The 21,151-nt window shown below is 40.6% G+C and carries 11 protein-coding genes; 9 read left to right on the forward strand and 2 right to left on the reverse strand.

The genetic code is table 11. The features are described from left to right. Positions 1-54: 54 nt before the first annotated feature. Together QCD85_RS13950 and QCD85_RS13955 are read right to left on the reverse strand one after the other, a co-directional pair. Positions 55-1,953: a hypothetical protein gene (locus QCD85_RS13950; RefSeq protein WP_301262984.1), complete on the reverse strand. Its 1,899-nt coding sequence runs from the start codon at positions 1,951-1,953 to the stop codon at positions 55-57. After that, a complete protein-coding gene (locus tag QCD85_RS13955; RefSeq protein WP_301262985.1) occupies positions 1,950-2,909 on the reverse strand; it encodes a hypothetical protein in 960 nt (319 codons plus the stop codon). Before QCD85_RS13955 ends, QCD85_RS13950 begins: the two co-directional genes overlap by 4 nt. A 665-nt stretch (positions 2,910-3,574) precedes the next feature. On the opposite strand from QCD85_RS13955, the gene QCD85_RS13960 reads away from it, so the two are divergent. The 9 genes from QCD85_RS13960 (at position 3,575) to QCD85_RS14000 (ending at position 21,127) form a co-directional block, all read left to right on the forward strand. After that, entirely contained in the window at positions 3,575-5,344 is a 1,770-nt protein-coding gene (locus QCD85_RS13960) for a vWA domain-containing protein (protein WP_301262986.1), read from the forward strand. A gap of 520 nt (positions 5,345-5,864) precedes the next feature. After that, positions 5,865-9,254, forward strand: coding sequence for a tubulin-like doman-containing protein (locus tag QCD85_RS13965; RefSeq protein ID WP_273614572.1), 3,390 nt, complete (start codon positions 5,865-5,867; stop codon positions 9,252-9,254). A 1-nt stretch (position 9,255) separates the two neighbouring features. Continuing rightward, entirely contained in the window at positions 9,256-11,682 is a 2,427-nt protein-coding gene (locus tag QCD85_RS13970; RefSeq protein ID WP_301262987.1) for a transcription initiation factor TFIID, read from the forward strand. Between the two features lie 683 nt (positions 11,683-12,365). Continuing rightward, a complete protein-coding gene (locus QCD85_RS13975) occupies positions 12,366-13,643 on the forward strand; it encodes a vWA domain-containing protein (protein ID WP_301262988.1) in 1,278 nt (425 codons plus the stop codon). 78 nt (positions 13,644-13,721) lie between these two features. Further along, positions 13,722-14,378: a beta-mannanase gene (locus tag QCD85_RS13980; RefSeq protein WP_301262989.1), complete on the forward strand. Its 657-nt coding sequence runs from the start codon at positions 13,722-13,724 to the stop codon at positions 14,376-14,378. A gap of 16 nt (positions 14,379-14,394) precedes the next feature. After that, positions 14,395-15,657: a TRAFAC clade GTPase domain-containing protein gene (locus tag QCD85_RS13985; RefSeq protein WP_273614576.1), complete on the forward strand. Its 1,263-nt coding sequence runs from the start codon at positions 14,395-14,397 to the stop codon at positions 15,655-15,657. After that, positions 15,654-18,881 carry a GAP1-N2 domain-containing protein gene (locus QCD85_RS13990; RefSeq protein WP_301262990.1) on the forward strand — a complete coding sequence of 1,076 codons (3,228 nt, stop codon included), beginning with the start codon at positions 15,654-15,656 and terminating at the stop codon, positions 18,879-18,881. Before QCD85_RS13985 ends, QCD85_RS13990 begins: the two co-directional genes overlap by 4 nt. Positions 18,882-18,987: 106 nt before the next feature. After that, a complete protein-coding gene (locus QCD85_RS13995; protein ID WP_274171178.1) occupies positions 18,988-20,028 on the forward strand; it encodes a YheC/YheD family protein in 1,041 nt (346 codons plus the stop codon). A 58-nt stretch (positions 20,029-20,086) separates the two neighbouring features. Beyond that, on the forward strand, positions 20,087-21,127 hold the full coding sequence (locus QCD85_RS14000; RefSeq protein WP_301262991.1) for a YheC/YheD family protein: 1,041 nt from the start codon (positions 20,087-20,089) through the stop codon (positions 21,125-21,127). Positions 21,128-21,151 lie beyond the last annotated feature (24 nt).

The raw sequence follows: 21,151 nt of genomic DNA on the forward strand, positions 1-21,151 counted from the left end.
GATAGCTTTTTGATTTGTTTTCAACTATTGAATACTGTGCCTCTAGTTAAAACCTTATTGCAGAGATTCGACTTCAAATACAGGGATCGTGATATTGGATTCTAGATTGGCAGGAGCATCAGGAGCGTCTACTCCATAGTCTGGTTCTTGTAATAGCCCTGTTTCGTCGGTTGATTCTGTTGTTCCATTTTCTTCGGTAGGTGTATTATTTTCACCTGTAGAATTGGAATCGCCAGATCCTAATGTGTTAGTAAATGGTTCAAATTCACCTCGGAATACACCGGAGACAACGAAGGAACCTGTACTCCAGTTCAATTCTCCTCGAAGACGAATATATTGCTCTCCGACTAATGCAATCGCTCCTCGATCATCCGCATCAGTAGATATGATATTGACTTCAAATGACACAGGCTCATTAAGATAGCTTGTTAATGTACTTCCATCAATTGAAGTATATTCATTCTGTGTCTCGGTACGTGTGTACTCTCCATCTTCATTACGTGCATAGATAGCAGTCTGTCCTTTTTCTAAATCAGATGGATTTTGTACTTGTATCGTTTGATTGTCACCGATTGTATATCCATCAGCTTCGACAGAAAGCAACGCACGGAATCCACTAGGTTCAACCGCATAAAAAGAAAAAGTAGCTGTACGATCTGTAGTAGGTTCGGATTGAATTTCGATCACAGGTTGATCAGGTGTCCCTAATTGATTCACGATCGCTAGACTACGGATCTGAGAAGCTTGTTGTGCAATTTCTCCAGACAGAATACTGGTATCACCATTAGCTGTCATTCTGCCAATATAGAGATGATTTTCAGCATCGGTTGCTAATGCATAGACATCTGCATTAAGTCCGTTAGTGCCTCCAACTACATGTTGATACGCAACTGAAGGATTAGAGCTTTGCAACACATACAGCGGATCACTGGAAGCCCATGCGACTTTTGTCTGTGCTATCAGATTGGTAGTATCTTGGACAGGTTGTAACGCTTGGTAAATATCGAGAGCTTGTTGATACTGACCTGCTGTCACCATATTATTGGCTTCACGAAGTAATGAATTAATCTCATTATTGATCGTGGTTGTCACAGGAGAAGAACTTAGATTGACTGTAGTGACCCACTGATTAAAGCTTTGAGCATGAGTGACAAAGTTATTAATCTGCTGATTTGCAATATCGGTGGCAAGAATCTTGGCTGCATTATTTTGCGCCGCTGTCAGTACCCAGGTTGCACTCCAATCATGTTGTTGATAACCATCCCATGTACTGCGTGCTTGTTCTAGAAAAGCAGTAAAATCACCGGCGGCTGCCAGACGTGTTAGTTTGGTCTGATCATACGTTTTGAACAATGTATTGAGATAAGCTTGGCGTGTGCTTTTAACAGCTAGATACTTTTCCGGAATCTGCAATAGATTCCATTTATCCGATTCATCGGTGTAATTGCGCTTTTGTAGATTATTTTGTAGCCCTGCTTCGAACAATTCACGAAAAGCTTGAAAATCGGTCTTTAATTGATCATTGATCTTCGATTCATTCGTAATTTGCTTGTATTGAACTGTATACCTTTTGTCGGCTTGTTGTTGCTGACTGAGACGTTGTTGCCATAATTTATAAGCGGTGAGATAAGCTTCAAATTGTTGGGTACTGGCGGCAGATTGAAGCTGTTGCTGACTGGAACTTACTGTCTGCTTCCAATCTGTAATCGGCAATAATTGCAATAAACGATTAGCAATATGTTCATTCTGGTACTGAATCGATGTGTTGGTATTCGCTTTTTGATAAAAGGTTTCGGCTTCTACCCATTGCTTCTGATCATAATAGCGATCTGCTTCTTGCACAGCATGAATTTTTTGCGAAATTTGAACCCCTTTATAGACTGCTAGTACGGCTGCAATAGCGCAAGCTACGATTAACAGATTACGTAATGCAAATAAACGAATAATACTCATGAGATCCCAATTCCAGGAATAGCAGGCTCAAAATCAGAATCGCCTTTGTACAATTCTTGACGAATAGTTTCCAAGTCTATTGCCATTGCACTGTCTTTTTGCGCAGGATCGCTGGTGATCATCCGGTACAATCGTAAAAAACGGTCTTTCGGTAAAAAGCGTGCGTAACGACGAACAAATCCCGGATACATCGTGACATAACGCTTCATTCGTACCGCTGCCGAAGTTACACTGACCAGAATATTCATTCCATTTTCTAATTTCAAAATCTGAGGTTCGTTCGCTATTACATAACGAATAGCTCGATCTTTCACCATTTCGCGTTTGATCTTGGCAATTTCACCGATATATTCGGCTAATAAAGGATCAAAATCTTGCACAATCAATGAATCTAGATCCAGATCCATATCACTACGCAACCGGAAATTTTGCAATAAAGACAATTGAGCCAGTCGTAGACGATCATTATGCACGAAAACGGCTGCTTGACGTAACATATGATATCCTTCGACATCTTCACCACTACGTACAGCCGTTACAGCTGTTGATTGATCACGTACAGTGCCTTCATAGATCGTTTTACTATCTGTTTTGAATAAGCGTGCTAACTGCCGTAATGTTTCTTTAGATATCATACGGCGTTGAACCAAAACAAGAACCGCTATACATACTGCACCTGTGATCACAGAAATAACGATTTCAGTGACCTCTTTCGATACGACAACCGCTATAATAGTAAGAAGAAGAGCAAATAGAATCTCATTCATCATTTTGCGCTTAGCACGTAGACGGGCATGTTGTGTCACAGGAACAAGTGCTTGCTTGCCACAATCCGGACAAGCATCACCAGGTAAAACGGTGTAATTCTGACATTTCCGGCATATTCGTAAGTTATCGTATACACGCCGGGTGCGATGAAGCACCGGTAATTGAATCGATTTTTTGGTTGTTGTCATAGATTAAGATCACTCACTATACATCGTATTTATAAATAACTTCAGGAGTCTGCTAACAAGGAATTGGGTAAATCTGCGAATCTGTTAGCTTCTTTGGTTAATAGTAGATAGTAACTGCTTTTCTAATTCATCTTCTGTTGGGACACGTTTGCGTTTAAATGCGTACATAGACAATCTTAGGATAACAAAAAGAAACAAAACAGCGAGACATACGTATGCAAACATATGACATTCCTTTCTTAATCAGATTTATCGAGTCTAACTTTAATCTAAGGGAGGATCGGGATTACTTGTTGAATTATAAAGTGTTCAACAACCTCACTATACCTATATTTTAGCGCATAATCTATTACAGAATAGCGAAAATTAGGAGTGATATTCAACTTTTAGCCTATAGTCTAGTGGATTCCCCCGTCTTAAGGTGGGGAAGATATTTGTGAATATGCGTTATAATGGTATCCGGCTTGTTATGATAAATAGCGCATATGTGTTTGTGATTTATGATCTAAAATGGAGTAAAATGGATATACCGATAAGAATAGTATCAAATTTTTCACTTTATGATTTTTAAGGCATGTTAAGGTGAATTTAACCGGCGCTTAATGAAAATGTCGTAAGATGGTGTACGATAGCGCCATCTATCTATCCAGTGAAGGAGTAGACTTATGTCCCGAAGAAATACAAACTTTATGTATATCCTGCTAGCTTTGGTTCTGTGCCTGACACAGTTGCCTAGCACGATGTTCGCTGCTTCAGCGACAAATAGTACTAATAATTCGACTACACCGATTGATGCGGTCTTGGTACTGGATGCTAGTAATTCTATGAAATCCAGTGACCCGCAACAACTAGGTAGTGAAGCGATGAAATTATTTATAGATATGCTACCATCGCAAGGCGATCGAGTAGGAGTTGTATCGTATACAGACCGTATTGAACGTGAAAAGGCATTGACTGCTATTCAGTCTGCTGATGATAAAACACAGCTGAAGTCTTTTATCGATGGTCTAACACGAGGAGCATATACGGATATCTCGGTAGGAATGAAAGAAGCCGTTAACATTTTGCAAGACAATGCACAGCAAGGACATGAACCGATGATTGTATTGTTCGCTGATGGTAACAATCAGTTGAACAGTAATTCCGGACGCAGTAACAGTGATGCAGATAATGATCTGAATACAGCTGTAGCACAAGCGAAAAAAGACGGGTATCCTGTCTATACAATCGGGCTGAATGCAGACGGTAAGCTGAATCAAGAAGCATTGAAAAAGATTGCTGATGATACAGGTGGTAAATCTTTTGTAACAACTTCGGCGCAAGACTTGCCAGAGATTCTAAGTGAGATTTTTGCAGATCATCAAGAAGTGAATGTGGTACCTGTCGATTCGATAACAGGTAACGGACAATTTCAAGATGTGAAGATTCATATTCCGAATGCCAATGTAAAAGAAGCAAATATTTCTATTATGTCGTCAGAAGCGGTTGAAGTGAAATTAGTCGATCCATCAGGCAATGCTGTAGCTGTACCATCAGACAAAGTCAGCATGTCTACTTCCAAAAGCTATTCGCTAGTTAAATTGTTATCTCCAGAGCAAGGAGATTGGACATTACAGGTTAAAGGTGTCGATCAAGACAAGATTGATATTAATCTGGTGTTTAACTATAACCTGGAATTAGCACTAGATCCTATTTCGACCAAAGCGTACAGTAAAGGCGATAAAATCGATATCGTTTCTTATTTAACAAGCGGCGGTCAGAAATTAACAGATAATTCGCAAGCAAGCAGTATGAAAGCTGTACTGAATGTGAAAGATATGGATACAGGAACAACCAGTCAAGTTCCGTTGACTACAGATGGTAGTGAATTTAAAGGTACATTTGAAGTGCCTGATAATCATGTCTATCAACTGGTTGCTCGTGCAGAAGAACAAAGCTTTTATCGTGAGACTGCTCCAGTAACGATTGATGCCAAAGGCGGTGTATCCGGTAGTGGCGAAAAAGCGGGATTAGGTCTGGTTACATGGATCATTATTGCAGTCGTTGCGCTACTGATACTTGCAGGATTGTGGTTCTTACTCGGCTTTTTGAAAAAAAGAAACCGCGGCTTTGTTGGACAAATGGTTATCGAGATTCGCGATGAAAATACCGGCGAACGCTCTTATCCACAATACAAAAAACTAACTACATTCCGTGGCAAATTTAACCTGCATCAACTGGTTCAACTTGCACCAGAACTGAAAGAAACTGAAAATATTATTTTCACACCAAGCAGTAACGACCGTATTATGATTCGTAACAACGCAGATAACGTAATCGAAAAATCCGCCCGCGCGATCGATGCTTCTAAAGGCTTTGAACTTAAAAGCGGCGACCGCATCACAATCAGCTTACGACAGGTCGACAAAACAATTATGCTTGAATACCTAACATAATTCCTATACACAAACTATTCATATTACATCTGTATACTGAAACAGAGTGTGTATCATGCTGAATTAGGTTGTGTATGCTAAAACACAAAGATATTCTTTTAAAAAAATAGTCTATTTCTTTTCAAAATCTCATAATCATTGATTACAATATATTATTGAAACCAAAACGTATCTTTTAAAGTATGTATCTCATGACATATATCTTAAGATAATGAAATTCACATTCTATTCTTTAAATTGTATAAATGTTTAACTACAACCCAGCACCGGATTGCAAATCCAAGCGCATTCAATCTCTCGTCTTCCTACCCAAGCGCTCCAAAGTGGAAGGATGCACAAGCGAAGGGGATGGAATCGTTCTGAAAGTCGCCTTTAAGACTCGGATATCGACCACTCCGTGGTCAAATCAAGATATCCGATCTTACCAGCGACGCCAAGAACGATTCCACCCCGTAGCGCTTGTCCTCACATCCACCCATCACCAAATAAAGAAATTTAATTCGCCCAAGGGGGATCATTTATGAAACCAATCGTTAGAGAACACATTCAACAACTGGACGTATCACTTGGCGGTGGTATTGTCAGTGATAAAATACGCGTCGATACGATCGACAACCCTATTTTGATTATCGGACTTGGGGGTACAGGTATTGATGCACTATTGCGTCTGAAATACCAGATCAACCGTCGCTTCAAACTTCCAGAAGATCCAATGACTAAGAAAAAACAAGACAAACCAGATAATGTTGAATTTCTTGCTTTTGAAACGAACGAACAAGATCGCAACAAAAAATATAAAGGCATCGGACTTGATCCAATAAACGAATTTGTATTGCTGTCCAATGCAGAGATCGGTGGATTGCTACAAAACCGTAGCCTGCTAGAACCTTATATCACCGAATGGTTATCTCCAGAACTAGGGATCACTGATGGTATGAATGGTGCGGCTGGTGTACGCCAAGCAGGACGATTGCTGTTATTTACTAAAATTAATCAGGTCGTACAAAGTATAGATAAAAAGATCAAAACGCTGTCTGTTGGTACCAATAAAAAATTAATGGTCTTTCTACTAACAGGGCTATCGGGTGGTACAGGTAGTGGTTGTTTCTTAGATATTTCGTATATTGTACGTGGTATTGTAGAACGCGATTATGGCGCGGCAGGGGTAGACCGTCTTAATATGCTCGGTTACCTGTTTACACCAGACGTCAACTTATCCAATAAAAGCCTAAGTGAGCATACACGCGAATATATTCGCAAAAATGGTTATGCGGCTCTGAAAGAACTGGATTACTGGATGAATGTCGATAGTCGTGGTGAACGCTTCAAACAGCAATACGGCAGTATACTCAATGTAAATTCACCACTTGCACCATTTAATCTATGTCATTTGATCTCAGCAACCAATACCGAAGGTAAATTGCTTGAAAATGCATATGATTACTGTATGAATGTAACGGCTGAGAATATTACCAACTTTATGGCAAGTGAAGAAAAAGCGTCTGGTGAAGAATTTGCGATCCATGACTATATCAGTAATATTCGTACCAATATTGCACAGATGAATCGTGCGTATCCTGCGAACTATGAATACAATATTATCGGTGCTTCTTCTGCGGTATTGCCGATCGAAGAAATGACCACATATCTAGCATATCGTCTATTCCAAAAGATGGACAAAATGTTCGATCAAGCGCCAGACCAAGAAGCTGTTGAGAACTTTGCCCGCAAATTAGGGGTAGATGTCGAGACCATGACCAAAACATTCGAATCTCGTGTACCTGAACCATTGCCTGGATTTGAAAATAGTGAACGTCTAAGCTTCAATAATGTAGTTAAAATGCAAGCTGTTAATATGGATACCGAACTTGAGCAGACCTTCCTGATTCGTGCTCGTGAAGAATACATCAAAGCGAAGCAACAATTGCCGGGCGAGATTGTCGGACAATTTTCAGATCAGATTCGCCGTATGTTCTTACATCCAGAACAAGGCCCATTCTATGTATCACGTCTGTTGTACTCGGAAAAAGGATTCTCACTACTGAAAATGCTTCTTTCGTATATCGAGACATTGCGTGAAAGTCAGACACGTATTCCACGCGATATCGAATCAGCAGCTGATTATGCGAATGAACGTCTGGGCGATGCGAAAAGTGCATTCGTTTCTAAAGACAAAAAGAAAAATGTATATATCGAAGCTAAAATCGACGAATACTGGTTGCGTGCAGATGTAGAACGTACACAACAAATGATCGAATTTTATGAAGATTTATATGAAATGTTGAATCGTGAAAACAACCGCATCTATGGTGTATTTACTGAAGTGCTAAATGCACTAAGCTCTATCTTCGAGAAAAATGGTGAATTGTTGACCAATGCGAATGAGCAAGAAGATCATCGTGGGAACAAAACGTATTATTGGAATCTAGTGAGCGTACCGGATATTTCCAAAGCGGTGAGCGATATTATGGATAGCAAAGATGGCGATGATCTGATTCGTGATTTCTCTGCACAATTGCTAGAACATTCCGATCAATGGGTGAAAGAGCAAGAAGTCGATATTGTACGCTCGATCTCTGATTTCTTGAGCGACAAATTCGGTGATCTGATCACACGTTCAATGGAAGATTTCTTGGTGATGAAATACGGTCAAGACGAGCCGATTGAGAAATTCGTAGAGCGCACGATTGCTAGTAAATTGGATGATGAAGCTGTACCGGTGTTCCATTTGAGCAATAGTGCAGGTAATCTGCATTTCCCTTCATGGGGATTTGTATCTGTTCCTGTTCAAGCGCCTAGCATTTTGCGTGGTATTCGTAACTTCCAGAACAATGCACTGGGTAAATCACACTTTACGATTAAAGAAAGTAAAGTTAAAAACCGTATTTTCTGGTTGAATACTCGTAATGGTGTGCCATTATTCGTCTATACACCGCTGAAAGTATATGAAGAGAACTATGAGCGTACGATCCTGGATCGTGAAGGTATTGGTCGCCATTTGGTACAGACCGAGAAAGAAAACTGGACATACTTGCCTTCACCTATTCCTGAGCAATCATGGGGTGAAACGTACACCAATGCTCGTGTGCAAAGCTACAATGCTCGTGTGCGTGCAGACTATGCGCGTGCAAAACAACTAGGCATTATTGTTGAAAAAGATGCAGACCAAAATACAAGCAGTCGTTTTGCTGTTCATTTCACACAGCCATTCGATCTGGTTCCTACGCTTGCTAGCTATGATATGCGTCTGGATGCACCTCGTCCGAATCTAGGTGAAGTGAAACGTGCACTAGCAGAACTTAGACGTCTTATGGCAGAAGGCTTGCCACATGAATCGACGAAAGATATCTTCGGTAGCTTTAACGAAGATCTAGCACGTGAGAACTTGATTCGTTCACCAAAAATGATCGAACGTGTACGTGCAGAACTAGCGAAATATGAAAGTATTCAAGCCAAAATTGTAGAACTAGAAGGTATGTTAAGTCGTTATGAAGGCGAAGAAAAACTAACCGATCAGTTCTTACAAGCATTATATACTGATACGATTACTAAAAAAGGTGCATTGTACGTCTATGATCGTGATCCTGAAGAAGAAGCTTGGGATGCTTTTGCAAATCTGATGAAGAGCCGTAATTTTGTGGAATTTGAAGTATTTGAACATTTCCGCAATCTAGATCAGAAAAATCGTGCAACATTGATGCGCAAAGCAGATCGTCGTGACAATGAAATTACTTCGTCTGAAGATATTGCACCACTTCTGAATAAATTAGATGAATTGTACGAAGCGTATCTGGAAGCAAGAGATCGTCTAGAATACGAACGTGTCGAATTGGCTAATGGAGATGAAGCTTACCAGTTCTACAAACAAATGGTTACTAAATTAAGCGATATTCGCCGGAAGTTGAAATAAGATGGACGTTCGGCTGAAACAATTCGCAGATGCATATGCTGCTGACGAGGAGAAAACAGCCGGGCAGGGAGATGGGCGGAGCAGTATTCACTACCCCGCCGTTTTCCTGTTTATCGGAGATCTGATTCAAGATGCTGTCCGTCCTGTTATGCAGATTAATGCTCAGAAGTGGGATAATAGTGCTGGCGTGATGTATGTGGAGATTGCTCCTGAACCTACAGGAGAAGAACAGCAAGCAAGACGGGCTAATGAAGCTCGGTATGAACAAGAACAGAACGTGAATTCTATGCGTACAGGTCAAAGTATAGGTTCATTAGAAGCGCAAAAAATCACTACCTTTTTATCTCGCCCTACAGTTAACGATCATAGTAAAAAAACGCAACGTCCTGATTGGCATCACCATTTTCAAAAAGATGGCAAGCATCTGCTGGAACTGAATCGTACGTTCCGGCAGGCGGCTCGCCGTTTAGCTGAGTTCGGACGGATGTATTCTTCGTTTGATCGATTGCATGTATCGGTGATAACGCGTGTTGATGATCCGATGAATATTTTGGTTCCAGAAATATCGCTATTAGCACGTTCAATTCTAGGTCAGTCTTTCAAATCAGTGCAGATGGATATGTATGCGCTCATCTATGAAGGCGATCAAGAAGAACAATTTGGATATGCCAGTTCAGCAGGAGTAGCATTTCTAAAAGAATTGGAACATATTCAACGTGCAGATTATACATTGACTGCACCATTACAACGTACTGAAGATGGATTAGCTGTGATGGTACAACATTCACCATCGCCGTTATTTGAATTAGCCTATGTGTTATCTGATCGTAATGAACGCGGAATTTCGGTTAATGGTGGGATGGAAAGCAGTTACGATATTATTTGCAGGATTAGCTTGCTCAAAAATCGTCAACGTCTGGAAATAGGTGGAGAATCTTCTTTTTACGGATCTGATTATAACAATAATGCTTTCAAAAATAATGTTCGTAATGGGGAAGGCAATCAAGGCTTAGTCTCTGCTGGATTTGCTAGAGTCAGACGACCAGATCGAGCGATTGCATTAACTGTTTTGGAGCAATTTTTCTATGGAATAATGAAACGAATGAAACATACAACGATTCTAGGCAGTCGTGAAAAGTTCGAGTTGTTAGGTCTGGATGAACAACGTATCGACGAACGAGTTGATATTTTAGTGCCTAATAGTAGTCGTTTGGAAGATATGAATGGTCTTATGACCCGTACAACAAGCTTTAGTCATCTGAAATCACTAAGTCTACGTGAAGCAGAACATGCATTGTTCGAATATGGTGGAGAACGCTTTTTCCATGATAATTATGAACAAGAAATGATCAAGCGGATCGAGCAATGGGATGCAGGGCGTGAACTTCAAGCTAATATTGCAGAGATGCTTCGTCAACATCCTCATCTTCATTTTTACCAGCTTGCAGAGTGGACAGATGAATCTGGCGAACAGAGTATGTGGAATGATTATCATGCACGTACTCGTGATCTAATGAATACGCTTGAAAGTGCACAGGCTGAATTAGATGAATGGTATGAAAGCCGTGCAGACGATTTATCTTTTCAACGATTACCTTTTATGGAAAAGCATAATATTCGCGGTTTGACGCGCGCGTTGATTGATACGATTTATCCACGCAAATTGCATATTTTAAGATTGCAAACTAGATTGCGTCTATATCGTCGGTTTGAAGAGCATCTTACTGCTATTCATCGTGATAGTATGCAACAGGTAAAAAGTATGGATACGATCGGTTCTAATCTACAAGCGGCGGCCACAGACAGTATCCGTACAGCAGATGATTATATCGGGCAAAATATCCATGATTACTATAGTCGTCTTACGGCTGAAGTGATGGAGGAGATTGAGGAAAAACGTGGTGATGGTGCTTTTTTTGAAGAGCGCAGTGTAGGCGATGTGACATTGCTGCTGCAACAAGGAGCTTCGACGCTGGTGGAACGTCTAATGGAGGTGTGTCGTAAAGAACTATTAGCATCGCGTTCATTTACACAGACATTCGAACAGGAACTGCTGAATCGCGCTAATGTTACGATTGAGTATGAGAACAAGCAAGCTTTATCGCAAGAAGATTTGTTCAAAGAACTGTATCGTACACTGGAAGATCGAGCGGTTATCCATATTCGTCTGCTAGATTATACGCATAAACATCGTTATGAAGAAAAATATATGTTTGGTAATGCTAATGGTGAATTTGTCCGTTATGCCGCAGGTGTAGATAATACGACTCGCATTTACAAAACAGGATTCGTCCATGAAGATCGCACCAGTGGTGTAGAAAAGCTGAATCTGATGGGTGGATTTACGATTGAAGATTTAATTTATTATCGTAATGGTAAAACGTACTATGATACGTATATTGCAAACGGGTATGATTTTCACGTCTAGCTTTTACTCTTGAGTTTGACCGCTTCGGGAAAAGAATCACTCTTGTCGTCGCTGTTCCAAATCTATACCTTGAATAACCGCTTTGCGGTCGGTATCGATTTGAAAATGCGATCGCTTCGCTCTTTCAGAGTGATTCCTTTCCCTCCGCTCAGAGCGGGGAGTAAATGCTAAAAGTTCAAAATAGGAGCGTTTGCCTGGCAGGGTGAGGCAAGGGGTAAAGGATAAGAGCAAGTTACTTTTAAAAACTTTAAGTGGCTCCTCCATTTCTTGTATACACTTATTTGAAAAATTATTCGTTGTAAAAAGTCATTCAATAGATTAAAAGAAAAATCTCTTCAAAGCTTTTCAAAATTCTTTAAAAACTATGTAGCCACTTACCGCGTAACGAAGGTGCAAAGATTGATCCGAAAGCAGCGTAGCGTTCGCATTACAAGTTTTCTTTAGAAAACTACTTCGTAAGCATATGCTAGATTCGGATATCGACCGTCTAGCGGTCATTCAAGATATCCGATCTTAACAGCGAGCGAAAGGATAATCTTTTCCTCGAAGTGGTCAAACTTACACTCATTCCCTACATATCTTTTTCATCTACTTCATTAAAATTTAGATGTAAGGATACACTTCAATCGCTCAAATGTATAAACGAAATGTCACATATTCATATGAAAGGGGAGATGCCACGTATGCAACGCAAAGTGAATTGGCTTATGGTATTGTTCAGCCTTATTGGAGGCGCGATCGGATTTATCGTAGGAGAATGGTTGATTCATTCTTATTTTGATCGGATGCCACGAGTGCTTCTTATTGGATTGTATTTTGGAATTATCAGTCTATTTATTGGTGGATTTTGTTTGTTAGCTGAAACGATTTCACCGAAATTAAATGGAGCATCTTGGCGTCAACGTTATGCAGGGCTTTCGTGGAAATTATTTGTACCGGCTACTTTGGTGCTTATGTTTTTAGGAGGACTTGGTGGAGAAGCGATTTACCAGATCGGATTCAATGGAGTCAAATCGATTCGCGACGTTGTCGTGGTGATCGATAACTCCGGTAGTATGCTAGAAACCGATGCACAGAACCAGCGTTTTCAAGCAGTGAAAAATATGGTCAATTCGATGGATGATGACAAGCGCGTTGGGATTATCGGATTCAGCGACCAAGCAAATGTAGTATTGCCTTTGACCGAAATCAATGATGCTTCCAAACAGCAGATTACAGCTACGATGGATGCGATGACGACTACTACAGGTGGTACTAACTTTACAGGTGCTTTGGATACTGCAATGCAACAGATCACTGCTCAAAATGATGATACTCGTGGTACAGTCGTCATTATGTTGTCTGATGGATATAGTGAACTGGATATGTCTGCACTTGCTCCTTATCAAGCCAAATCGATCTCGATCAATACGGTTGGTTTGAATTTGACAGATGCAGGCGGCACAAATCTACTTACAGATATCGCGAGTCAAACAGGCGGTAACTATTACAATGTAGCTGATGCTTCGCAATTGCCACAGACGTTCCAACAGATTTACGATACATTAGACAAACGTACACTGGTTACAGAACGCAGTGAACCTTTTTATAGCAATCTGTATTATGTGATTCTGCATGTGATACTGGTGATGTTATTAGGCGCATTGATGGGTGTGGGTATGGGATTAATGTTCGACAATCGCTTTTTGGCACGTAGCTTCGGAATCGGGGGCGGTGTAGCTGGATTACTGGCTGGTTGGTTATTGGAGTGGGGGATCGGTAAAACCGATTGGACAGACGGAGTGATACGCTTTTTAGCAGTTATGATTCTGGCATTTATTATTGCACTGTTCACATTGGTGGTTCCGATTGGTGAAAATAGTAAACGTATGATCAAACGCAGTTCTACACCACCGCCACCTACACCTTCAGAAGGCCCACGTCGACGTCGTGGAACAAGTAGTGGTACATTTCAACGTTAATTACGTTTTGTTTCATTACAGATACATTTAATTACAGTCAAACATAGATAGAAGTAGACTCAGAAGGGGGATCTTTATATGCTGTACACCGAACTGAAAACCAATCAAGGAATCCATGGTTTAACCGGACAAGCGCAAGATGGATTGTGTACATTGCGTTGGTTATGGCCACGCGATACAGAAGCGGTCTATATTGAAAAAGTAACGCAGATGTCCGCAGTTGGCGAAGAAGGTAGTTCATCAGATCAGCCAGATTCTTCTCCTGCGAGTCTGCGTCTATATACCAAAGAAGAATATAAAGCGAACAATGGATATATTGAAAGAGTCGATCATTTTGGTAGGATGACATATACCGTATATATGACGTATGAAGAACAAGGAGAAACTGTACTTGTGCGTCAACCGGATGGTCAAAATACGATTGAACTTAGTGCAGGCAAAGCCAAAATTTATTACTCGATTAAGCAACAAGGAGTATGGTTTGGCAAACGTAAAACGGTGCGAATCGAAGTTCATGCAGAAGTGCCTATTCCTAAAGAAGTATTATGTTATGTGAAAAAAGAAGGCGGGTATGCTGTCAATAAAGATGATGGGATTTTATATCCATTTGCAGCTCCTTTTCAAGCAGGACGTAATGAATTGCCCGCGATTGAGGTAGGCAAAAATGAATATGTAAGACTCTTTTTTACCGATGGACGTACATACGGACAGATGTACGAATTGATTTTGGAGTAGGGGGAAGATCGTTGAGATGAATATCTTCGATTGGTTTAAAAAGAAACCGGAAGCCGCGCCTAGACCGTTATTTTACGATATCGTTTGCCCGTATTGTTTTAATAAATTTTCACCGGAAGAAGTAGAATTTCGTGCTTCACATCACCGTGAAGATGATGAAGATTATGGACTCGGTGAAGATGCAAAGTTAAACAAATACCGTTCTCGCTTTGGGCTGGATACGGTTCATGATATGGAAGCGGTATTGCTACCAACAGATGTTCCTGAAGAACAGCGTATTTATTCGGATCATGTATTGGTGGGACTCAATGACCGCTATGGTGAAGTCACACGTCGTCGTCTGTGTCCGCATTGTCATAATGAATTACCGGTTACTTCAGGCAAAGTACCTAGCAATATTATTTCGATTGTGGGTGCTTCGCAGGTAGGTAAGTCTGTCTATATGACAGCACTAATCCATACGTTGCAAAATACTACAGCAGAAAATTTTGATGCCGCCTGTATGCCACTGACCACAGAGATTAGTCGCAAGTTCCGTATCAATTACGAAGAGCCTTTATTTGAACGTGGTGATCTACTGGGTTCTACGCAAAAAGAACGGATGCAAGAACCGTTTATTTTCCAATTTGTTTTTAAAGATGAAGAGAAGCCACCGTTAACACTGGTGTTTTTTGATGTAGCTGGTGAAGGTATGGTTGATCAGGATTATTTGGGACTGCATGGTCAGCATATTAAAAACTCTGCGGGGATTTTGTTTATGGTCGATCCGCTTCAGATTCGCTCGATTCGAGATCGTATTCGGATTAAGCTTGGTGATGATAAAGGAGAATGGGTGTCTCGTTATGATGAGCCGCGTGATGTGGTGCTGACTTTGTTTAGCGATTTTATAGCTCATCAAGAAGATAGCAAAACCAATATTCCAACAGCTGTTGTGCTTACCAAAAGCGATATGCTGGAATCATTGCGTGGAGATGAAGGCGAATATATCAAATCCAACAGTAATGTGTTCCATAATGTAATTCATCGTGATTATTTTGATTTGAATGAATTTGAAAATATAGATGGTGAAATTCGCCGCTTTATTGAGCGTGTCGATCGTCCATTTAAAGGAACGATGGATGTATATTTCAAAGACACTGCTTATTTTGCTGTCTCGGCATTAGGAAGTAATCCTATCGACCAGAAGCTACAAAGTGTCGTTAGTCCGATTCGTGTCGATGAGCCATTTATCTGGTTATTGTACAAACTGAATTATATCGAGGGGAGAGGAAACGCTTGAGTTTATTCTCGAATGCCCTGATCGATCAACAGATGTATACCCGGGAGAAAAGTGGTATTTTTCGCTCTACCGAGGGGTACGATACGATTGCCAAATCGTCTGGACTTGATAACTCGTTTATCAAAAAGTATATTCATCCATTATGCGTATATGATGCGCCAGCAGAGTTGTTAGCCAAAGGTGAAAAAGAAGATGCTTTATTTCCGTCTGCCTTACAATTGGTACGACTGGAAAATGGTGATATTGTACTGGGAAATAGCCATTACGTAAATGCTGATTTTACAGGGCTAAGAAGTACATTCTTTTCTCACAATTATGTGATTCCTGCGGTGCGTGCTGAAGAATGGGTACATCACTATGATCGCTGGTTACAAGCGGATTTTGAGGAAAAGTATGATGTAGAGCAAGGGCAAGACTTACCACAATTGCAAGATATTCCGTCTACACCATCTGCTTCAAATAGTATGGCTGTATTAGAGGAATTAGGAATAGATGGAGCTACTTTTCGGCAATTGATCGGTGCAGTGATGTCTGCGATTCATAAGCGTCGTAAAGTATATATTTCGCTGAATGTACCGATTACTGAATTGTCTGTATATGCGAAGCGATTAACAGCGGTTATTACAGAAGCTCTTCCTTATGCTTTCCGTCGTCGTCTAGGATTTACCACTTACGCGAAAGAACCCGAAAGTCGTAAAGGGATTCAATTGATGTTCGTTGAAAGTGGTTCGATTCGTGCGGGTGATCGCAATATTGAGCGTGATTATCATTTTGATTGGAGTACAGGTCGTATCCATCCAACTCAACCGGAAAAAGCAGGTCAAGTATACACCGAATGGGTCTGGGAGCATATTACACAACCGGATCAATTGCGTGCATTACAAGAATTTGCTGATAGCGGGCAAGCAGGAATCGATGCTTCGACAGAAGAGTTACCTGACCCTGCACATTATGATGAGTGGACAACGTTGTTTCGTGTAGAAGCGGGAGACGAACAATTGTATAGCGAGCATCCTGCGGCTATTTTGCAGTCTTTGCTTACACATTTACGACCAGCAGGCGCGCTGGATTCTGCAATGCGTGTAAATGATTTATTTTTATCACGTTTTGATCGTGAATTTGATGAAGTACGGACAGGTGTTGTGCCGGATATTGCGATTGCAGAATGTTTTGCAGAGTATTACGGTATCGATGAAGTACATACCGGACGCAAAATTGTAGAGTATTTTATCTGGGCGATTCGTAATGCTGTTGCGGCAGGACAGACAGCAGCAAGTCAGGCATTCTATGTAATGATGGAGAAACATCCTGCTTTAAATGATGCATTTATCAAAATGGCAGGTAGTCAGCCTAGTCTTGCAGTTATGTTATTAAATCCGTTAATAGAACGTAAATTCCATCAAGCACAGACTGTTGAAGAAGTGATTCAATTGGCTGTAGAATGGGGCACGACCTATCCAGATTTACTAGAGATGGACGATTATTGTAATCGTGCAGGTCAATCTTTTATGGAAGCATTACGGCATAGCTCTGACTTGATGATCGCTACAGGCAAAGTATTTACTTTATTAGATGAAGTAGATACAGGTTCATTACATGGAAAAGTGATTCCACCCGAAGCTTGGAGACAATCCGGTCTAGGAGACGATATGCGAGCTTCTGCAGAACGATTGTTATTGAATGATCTGGAATGGTCAACACTGACTCGTGAAAAGTTGTTGCAAGCAGATTTCCTATCTCTTCCGTTACCAAGTGATGAATATCCTGAACGTGCTGATCGCCGTCTCAATGCCAAAAAATTAGCACTACAATTATTATATATTTGGTTTACTGAAAAAGAATTATCCGCAGATTTAATGAATTTATTGCATCAATTGCAACCGAATGAGAAAGATCAAGTACAGCAACTAGGACGCTTATGGCTAGCCGATGATATTCGAAAAGGAAAATTCGGACGGTTGGCAGCAGCTTTTAGCTATAGTGCTGAACCGAATGATCTGGATTATTCAGCAATGGTAGAAGCGGTTCGCCAACATGCGAGTACTCCTGAACAAATTTATACTTTTTTCCATTGGTCAGAAGGACGTGCAGAATTTATGCTACCTGACCCTACTTCATCAACTAGCGATCATTTGTTAGATAAAGATCGAACCCGTACAGTCGATAATCCCAAAAAAACATCGGGTCGTAAGTCGCAAAGTCCACGATTTGTACCTGCTTATGAGACTGCTATTCTGGCGTATTTTCGCAGACATGATCCAGAAGCATTTCGTAGAGGAGAACTTGCTTCGCAAGCGAAAGCTGATTTTCCCAAAGAAGGACCAGCATTGCGAGCAGTATACCTTAAAGCAAGAGATGAATTAGCTACACCATTATCAAAATGGTTTAAACGTAATCGTAAACGTATGCCCTTATTAGCGCTACTAGCGGTTGTCTTACTGGTAGCGATCGGTGGATTATCTGTATATGCATTAAAAGTATTTGGCGTGATTACTGTCGAGCAAGCGGCACCTGCGGTTGATCCGATACCAGAAGTGACCGAACCGCCGACAGAAACCGTTCAATTGCCCAAAGTAGTAGTCACATTATTGACTCCAGATGCAGATACCAGTGCAACGCCAACAACAGGGACAGATAGCAGTAGTATCAGTACCAATACCAGTAATAGTAATGCGACAGGTCTTGCTTTTCACTTTGCAGATCTAGCTACTTGTGAAGCATTCAAACCTACCAAAGCAACATTGCTGATGGGGAACGGGCAAAAAGTAGATTATACTCAATTGAATGCCAAGTCGCTTTGCAAGACGTCCACGAGTAGTGGGAATACTTCGTCTGATTCTTCAGCAGAAGATTCTACAACCAACCGTACCGATGATACATCCAGTACTACAGGTATGAGCGATAATCCTACGATAGCTACTGTATCAGCAACTTCTGAATCGACTACAGATTCAGATACAACCGATACGATAGATAGTAAAGGCTCAACCAATGCTACAACCGACACAGGAACAACCGATTCTTCTACATCAAGTACATTACCAACAGAAGAAACAGAACCTGTATCTGAAGCTCAATTGACTGAAAGTAATCCATATACAGTCACGATTGATTTGCCAGCCAAAACAGATAGTCATAATATCAACAAAATCAAAATTGATAGCACTGAATATGCTATAACATCTATTAGTGCAGATTCAGCAACAACTGATTCCTCTAGCTAAACGTTTGAATGTGCAAAAGCTCGCTTTTCTGTTTTTAAGAAAGCGAGCTTTTGCTATATGTTGTACTATGAAATCACAACAAGAGTAGAAAGCAAAGGAGATCATTATGGAAAAACGACTGTCGATTGGCATGATGATTGGCTGGAAAATACGATTAGATTTACCTCTGGCTTGTGCATTAATAGCACATAGTCAAGAAGTTGATTTTTTCTACTTTTATCCTGCGGGTGTAGATGAACAGACGCGTACGATTGAAGGGCAAGCATGGGACGGCACACAATGGATCACCGGAACATTTGCATATCCTGATGTGATCTATGATCGGATGCGTCGCAAAGGGTCAGATCAATTCGGTAATATCTATGAAAAATTAGCAGGTATTCCTATCACTCATACGCTGAGAGGACGTTCTATTGTCAAAACGAAAGTCTATAATGTGCTTCGTGGGGATGCGAATTTGAAAAAGTCACTGATCCCTTTTATGACGATGAGAGATCCTGAAAAAGTCATCGAATTTGTTCATAAACATCAACGTGTGATTTTCAAAGCAGATGGTGGGGCATCTGCTCAAAATATGTTTACAGTAGAAGTGAAAGATGATGGATATGAAGTGTTCGATCAGACTTATTTGCATACGATGAATCAGGAACAAATGCTTGAGGTGGTTACGGTATTGATTGAACGTAGATATTGTGCACAGAAATTAATTCAAAGTACAACAGTGCAAGAGTTTCCATTTTTTATTCGTGTTCATGTATCGAAAGACGGTCAAGGGCAATGGATGGTTGCGTTCTGTTCAGTCTCTTTGTCGCTTAATCCGATGATCAAAGTAACGAATAGCGAAAGTACATTTCGTGTGACCACCACATGGACTCGCTTTCTCAATCATCAATTCGGAGAACAACCGGGTGGTTCAATGGATCGCAAAATTCAAGCATATGCGATTGAAATCTCGCAATATCTTGAACAGCAATGGGGTACAGGATTTCACGAAATAGGATTAGACCTCGGAATTGATAAGCAAAATAAAATTCGTTTGTTTGAAGCAGGTCTGGGGATACCGGATACTTCTTTCCATAATATAGAGCTGGCTCAGCCTGCGATCGCTTACTGTCAATACTTAGTACGTCAGTCGCAATCTTCTTAAAAAGCGATTGTAGCTTGTCTATCTATAAATACATTGGATAAAAGCAAAGGAGAATACGATGGAGAAGCGATTGTCAATTGGGATGCTTATCGGTTGGAAAATAGAGCCTGAATTGTGTCTAGCTAGTGCGATGGCAGCAAGCAGTCATGAAGCGGACTTTTTCTATTTCTACCCTGGCGATGTGAAGGAAGCAACACGTAAGATTCGTGGCAAAGAATGGAATGGTACAAAATGGGTCTACAACACTTTTGATTATCCTGATGTGATCTACGATCGGATGCGCCGTAGAGGATCAGATCAATTTGGAAATATTTATGAAAAGTTAGTGGGTATTCCAATAACACATACCCTTATAGGCAAGTCGATGTACAAAACAAAAGTGTACAATCTACTGTTAGGTCATCCTGAGCTTAAAAAAATCGTAATCCCTTTTATGACTATGCGAGAACCTCAGAAAGTGATTGAATTTATTCAGCAACATCAGCAAGTGGTACTCAAAGCCGATCGAGGCGCTAAAGGCGAGAATACATTTACAGCAGAAGTAAAAGGAGACATGCTGGAAGTATTCGATCAGACGTATATTCATCAGATGAACGCTGAGCAAACGATGGCTTTGGTAGAATTATTGACCGAACGGCGCTATTGTGTACAAAAATTAGTGCAGAGTACTACCGTTATACAAGGATTTCCTTTTTATATTCGAGTGCATATTGCCAAAAATGGCAAAAACGAATGGATTGTCGCTTTTTGTTCAGCAGGGATTTCTTTAAAATCCAATATTAAAATAGCCAACAGCAAAAAAACACTGACTGTATCTACCACATGGAATCGATTTTTGGAGCATCAATTTGGTGAAGAAGTGAACGGGCCGATGGATCAAAAAATACAAAAAACTGCCTTACAATTAGCACATTATTTGGAATCACAAATTGGATCAGGATTTCATGAAATCGGGTTGGATATTGGTGTAGATGAACATCGCAATATTTGCTTATTTGAAGCTGGAATCGGACTACCATCGACACTGTTTAACTACGTAGAATTGGCGCGCCCGGCTATCGAGTACAGTCTATATCTAGCACGTCAATCATTGAAATAGCATATATCATCATTTTGGAGATGA

The organism is Paenibacillus sp. PsM32, from assembly GCF_030433815.1.
Taxonomy (GTDB): Bacteria; Bacillota; Bacilli; order Paenibacillales; family Paenibacillaceae; genus Saccharibacillus; species Saccharibacillus kyungheensis.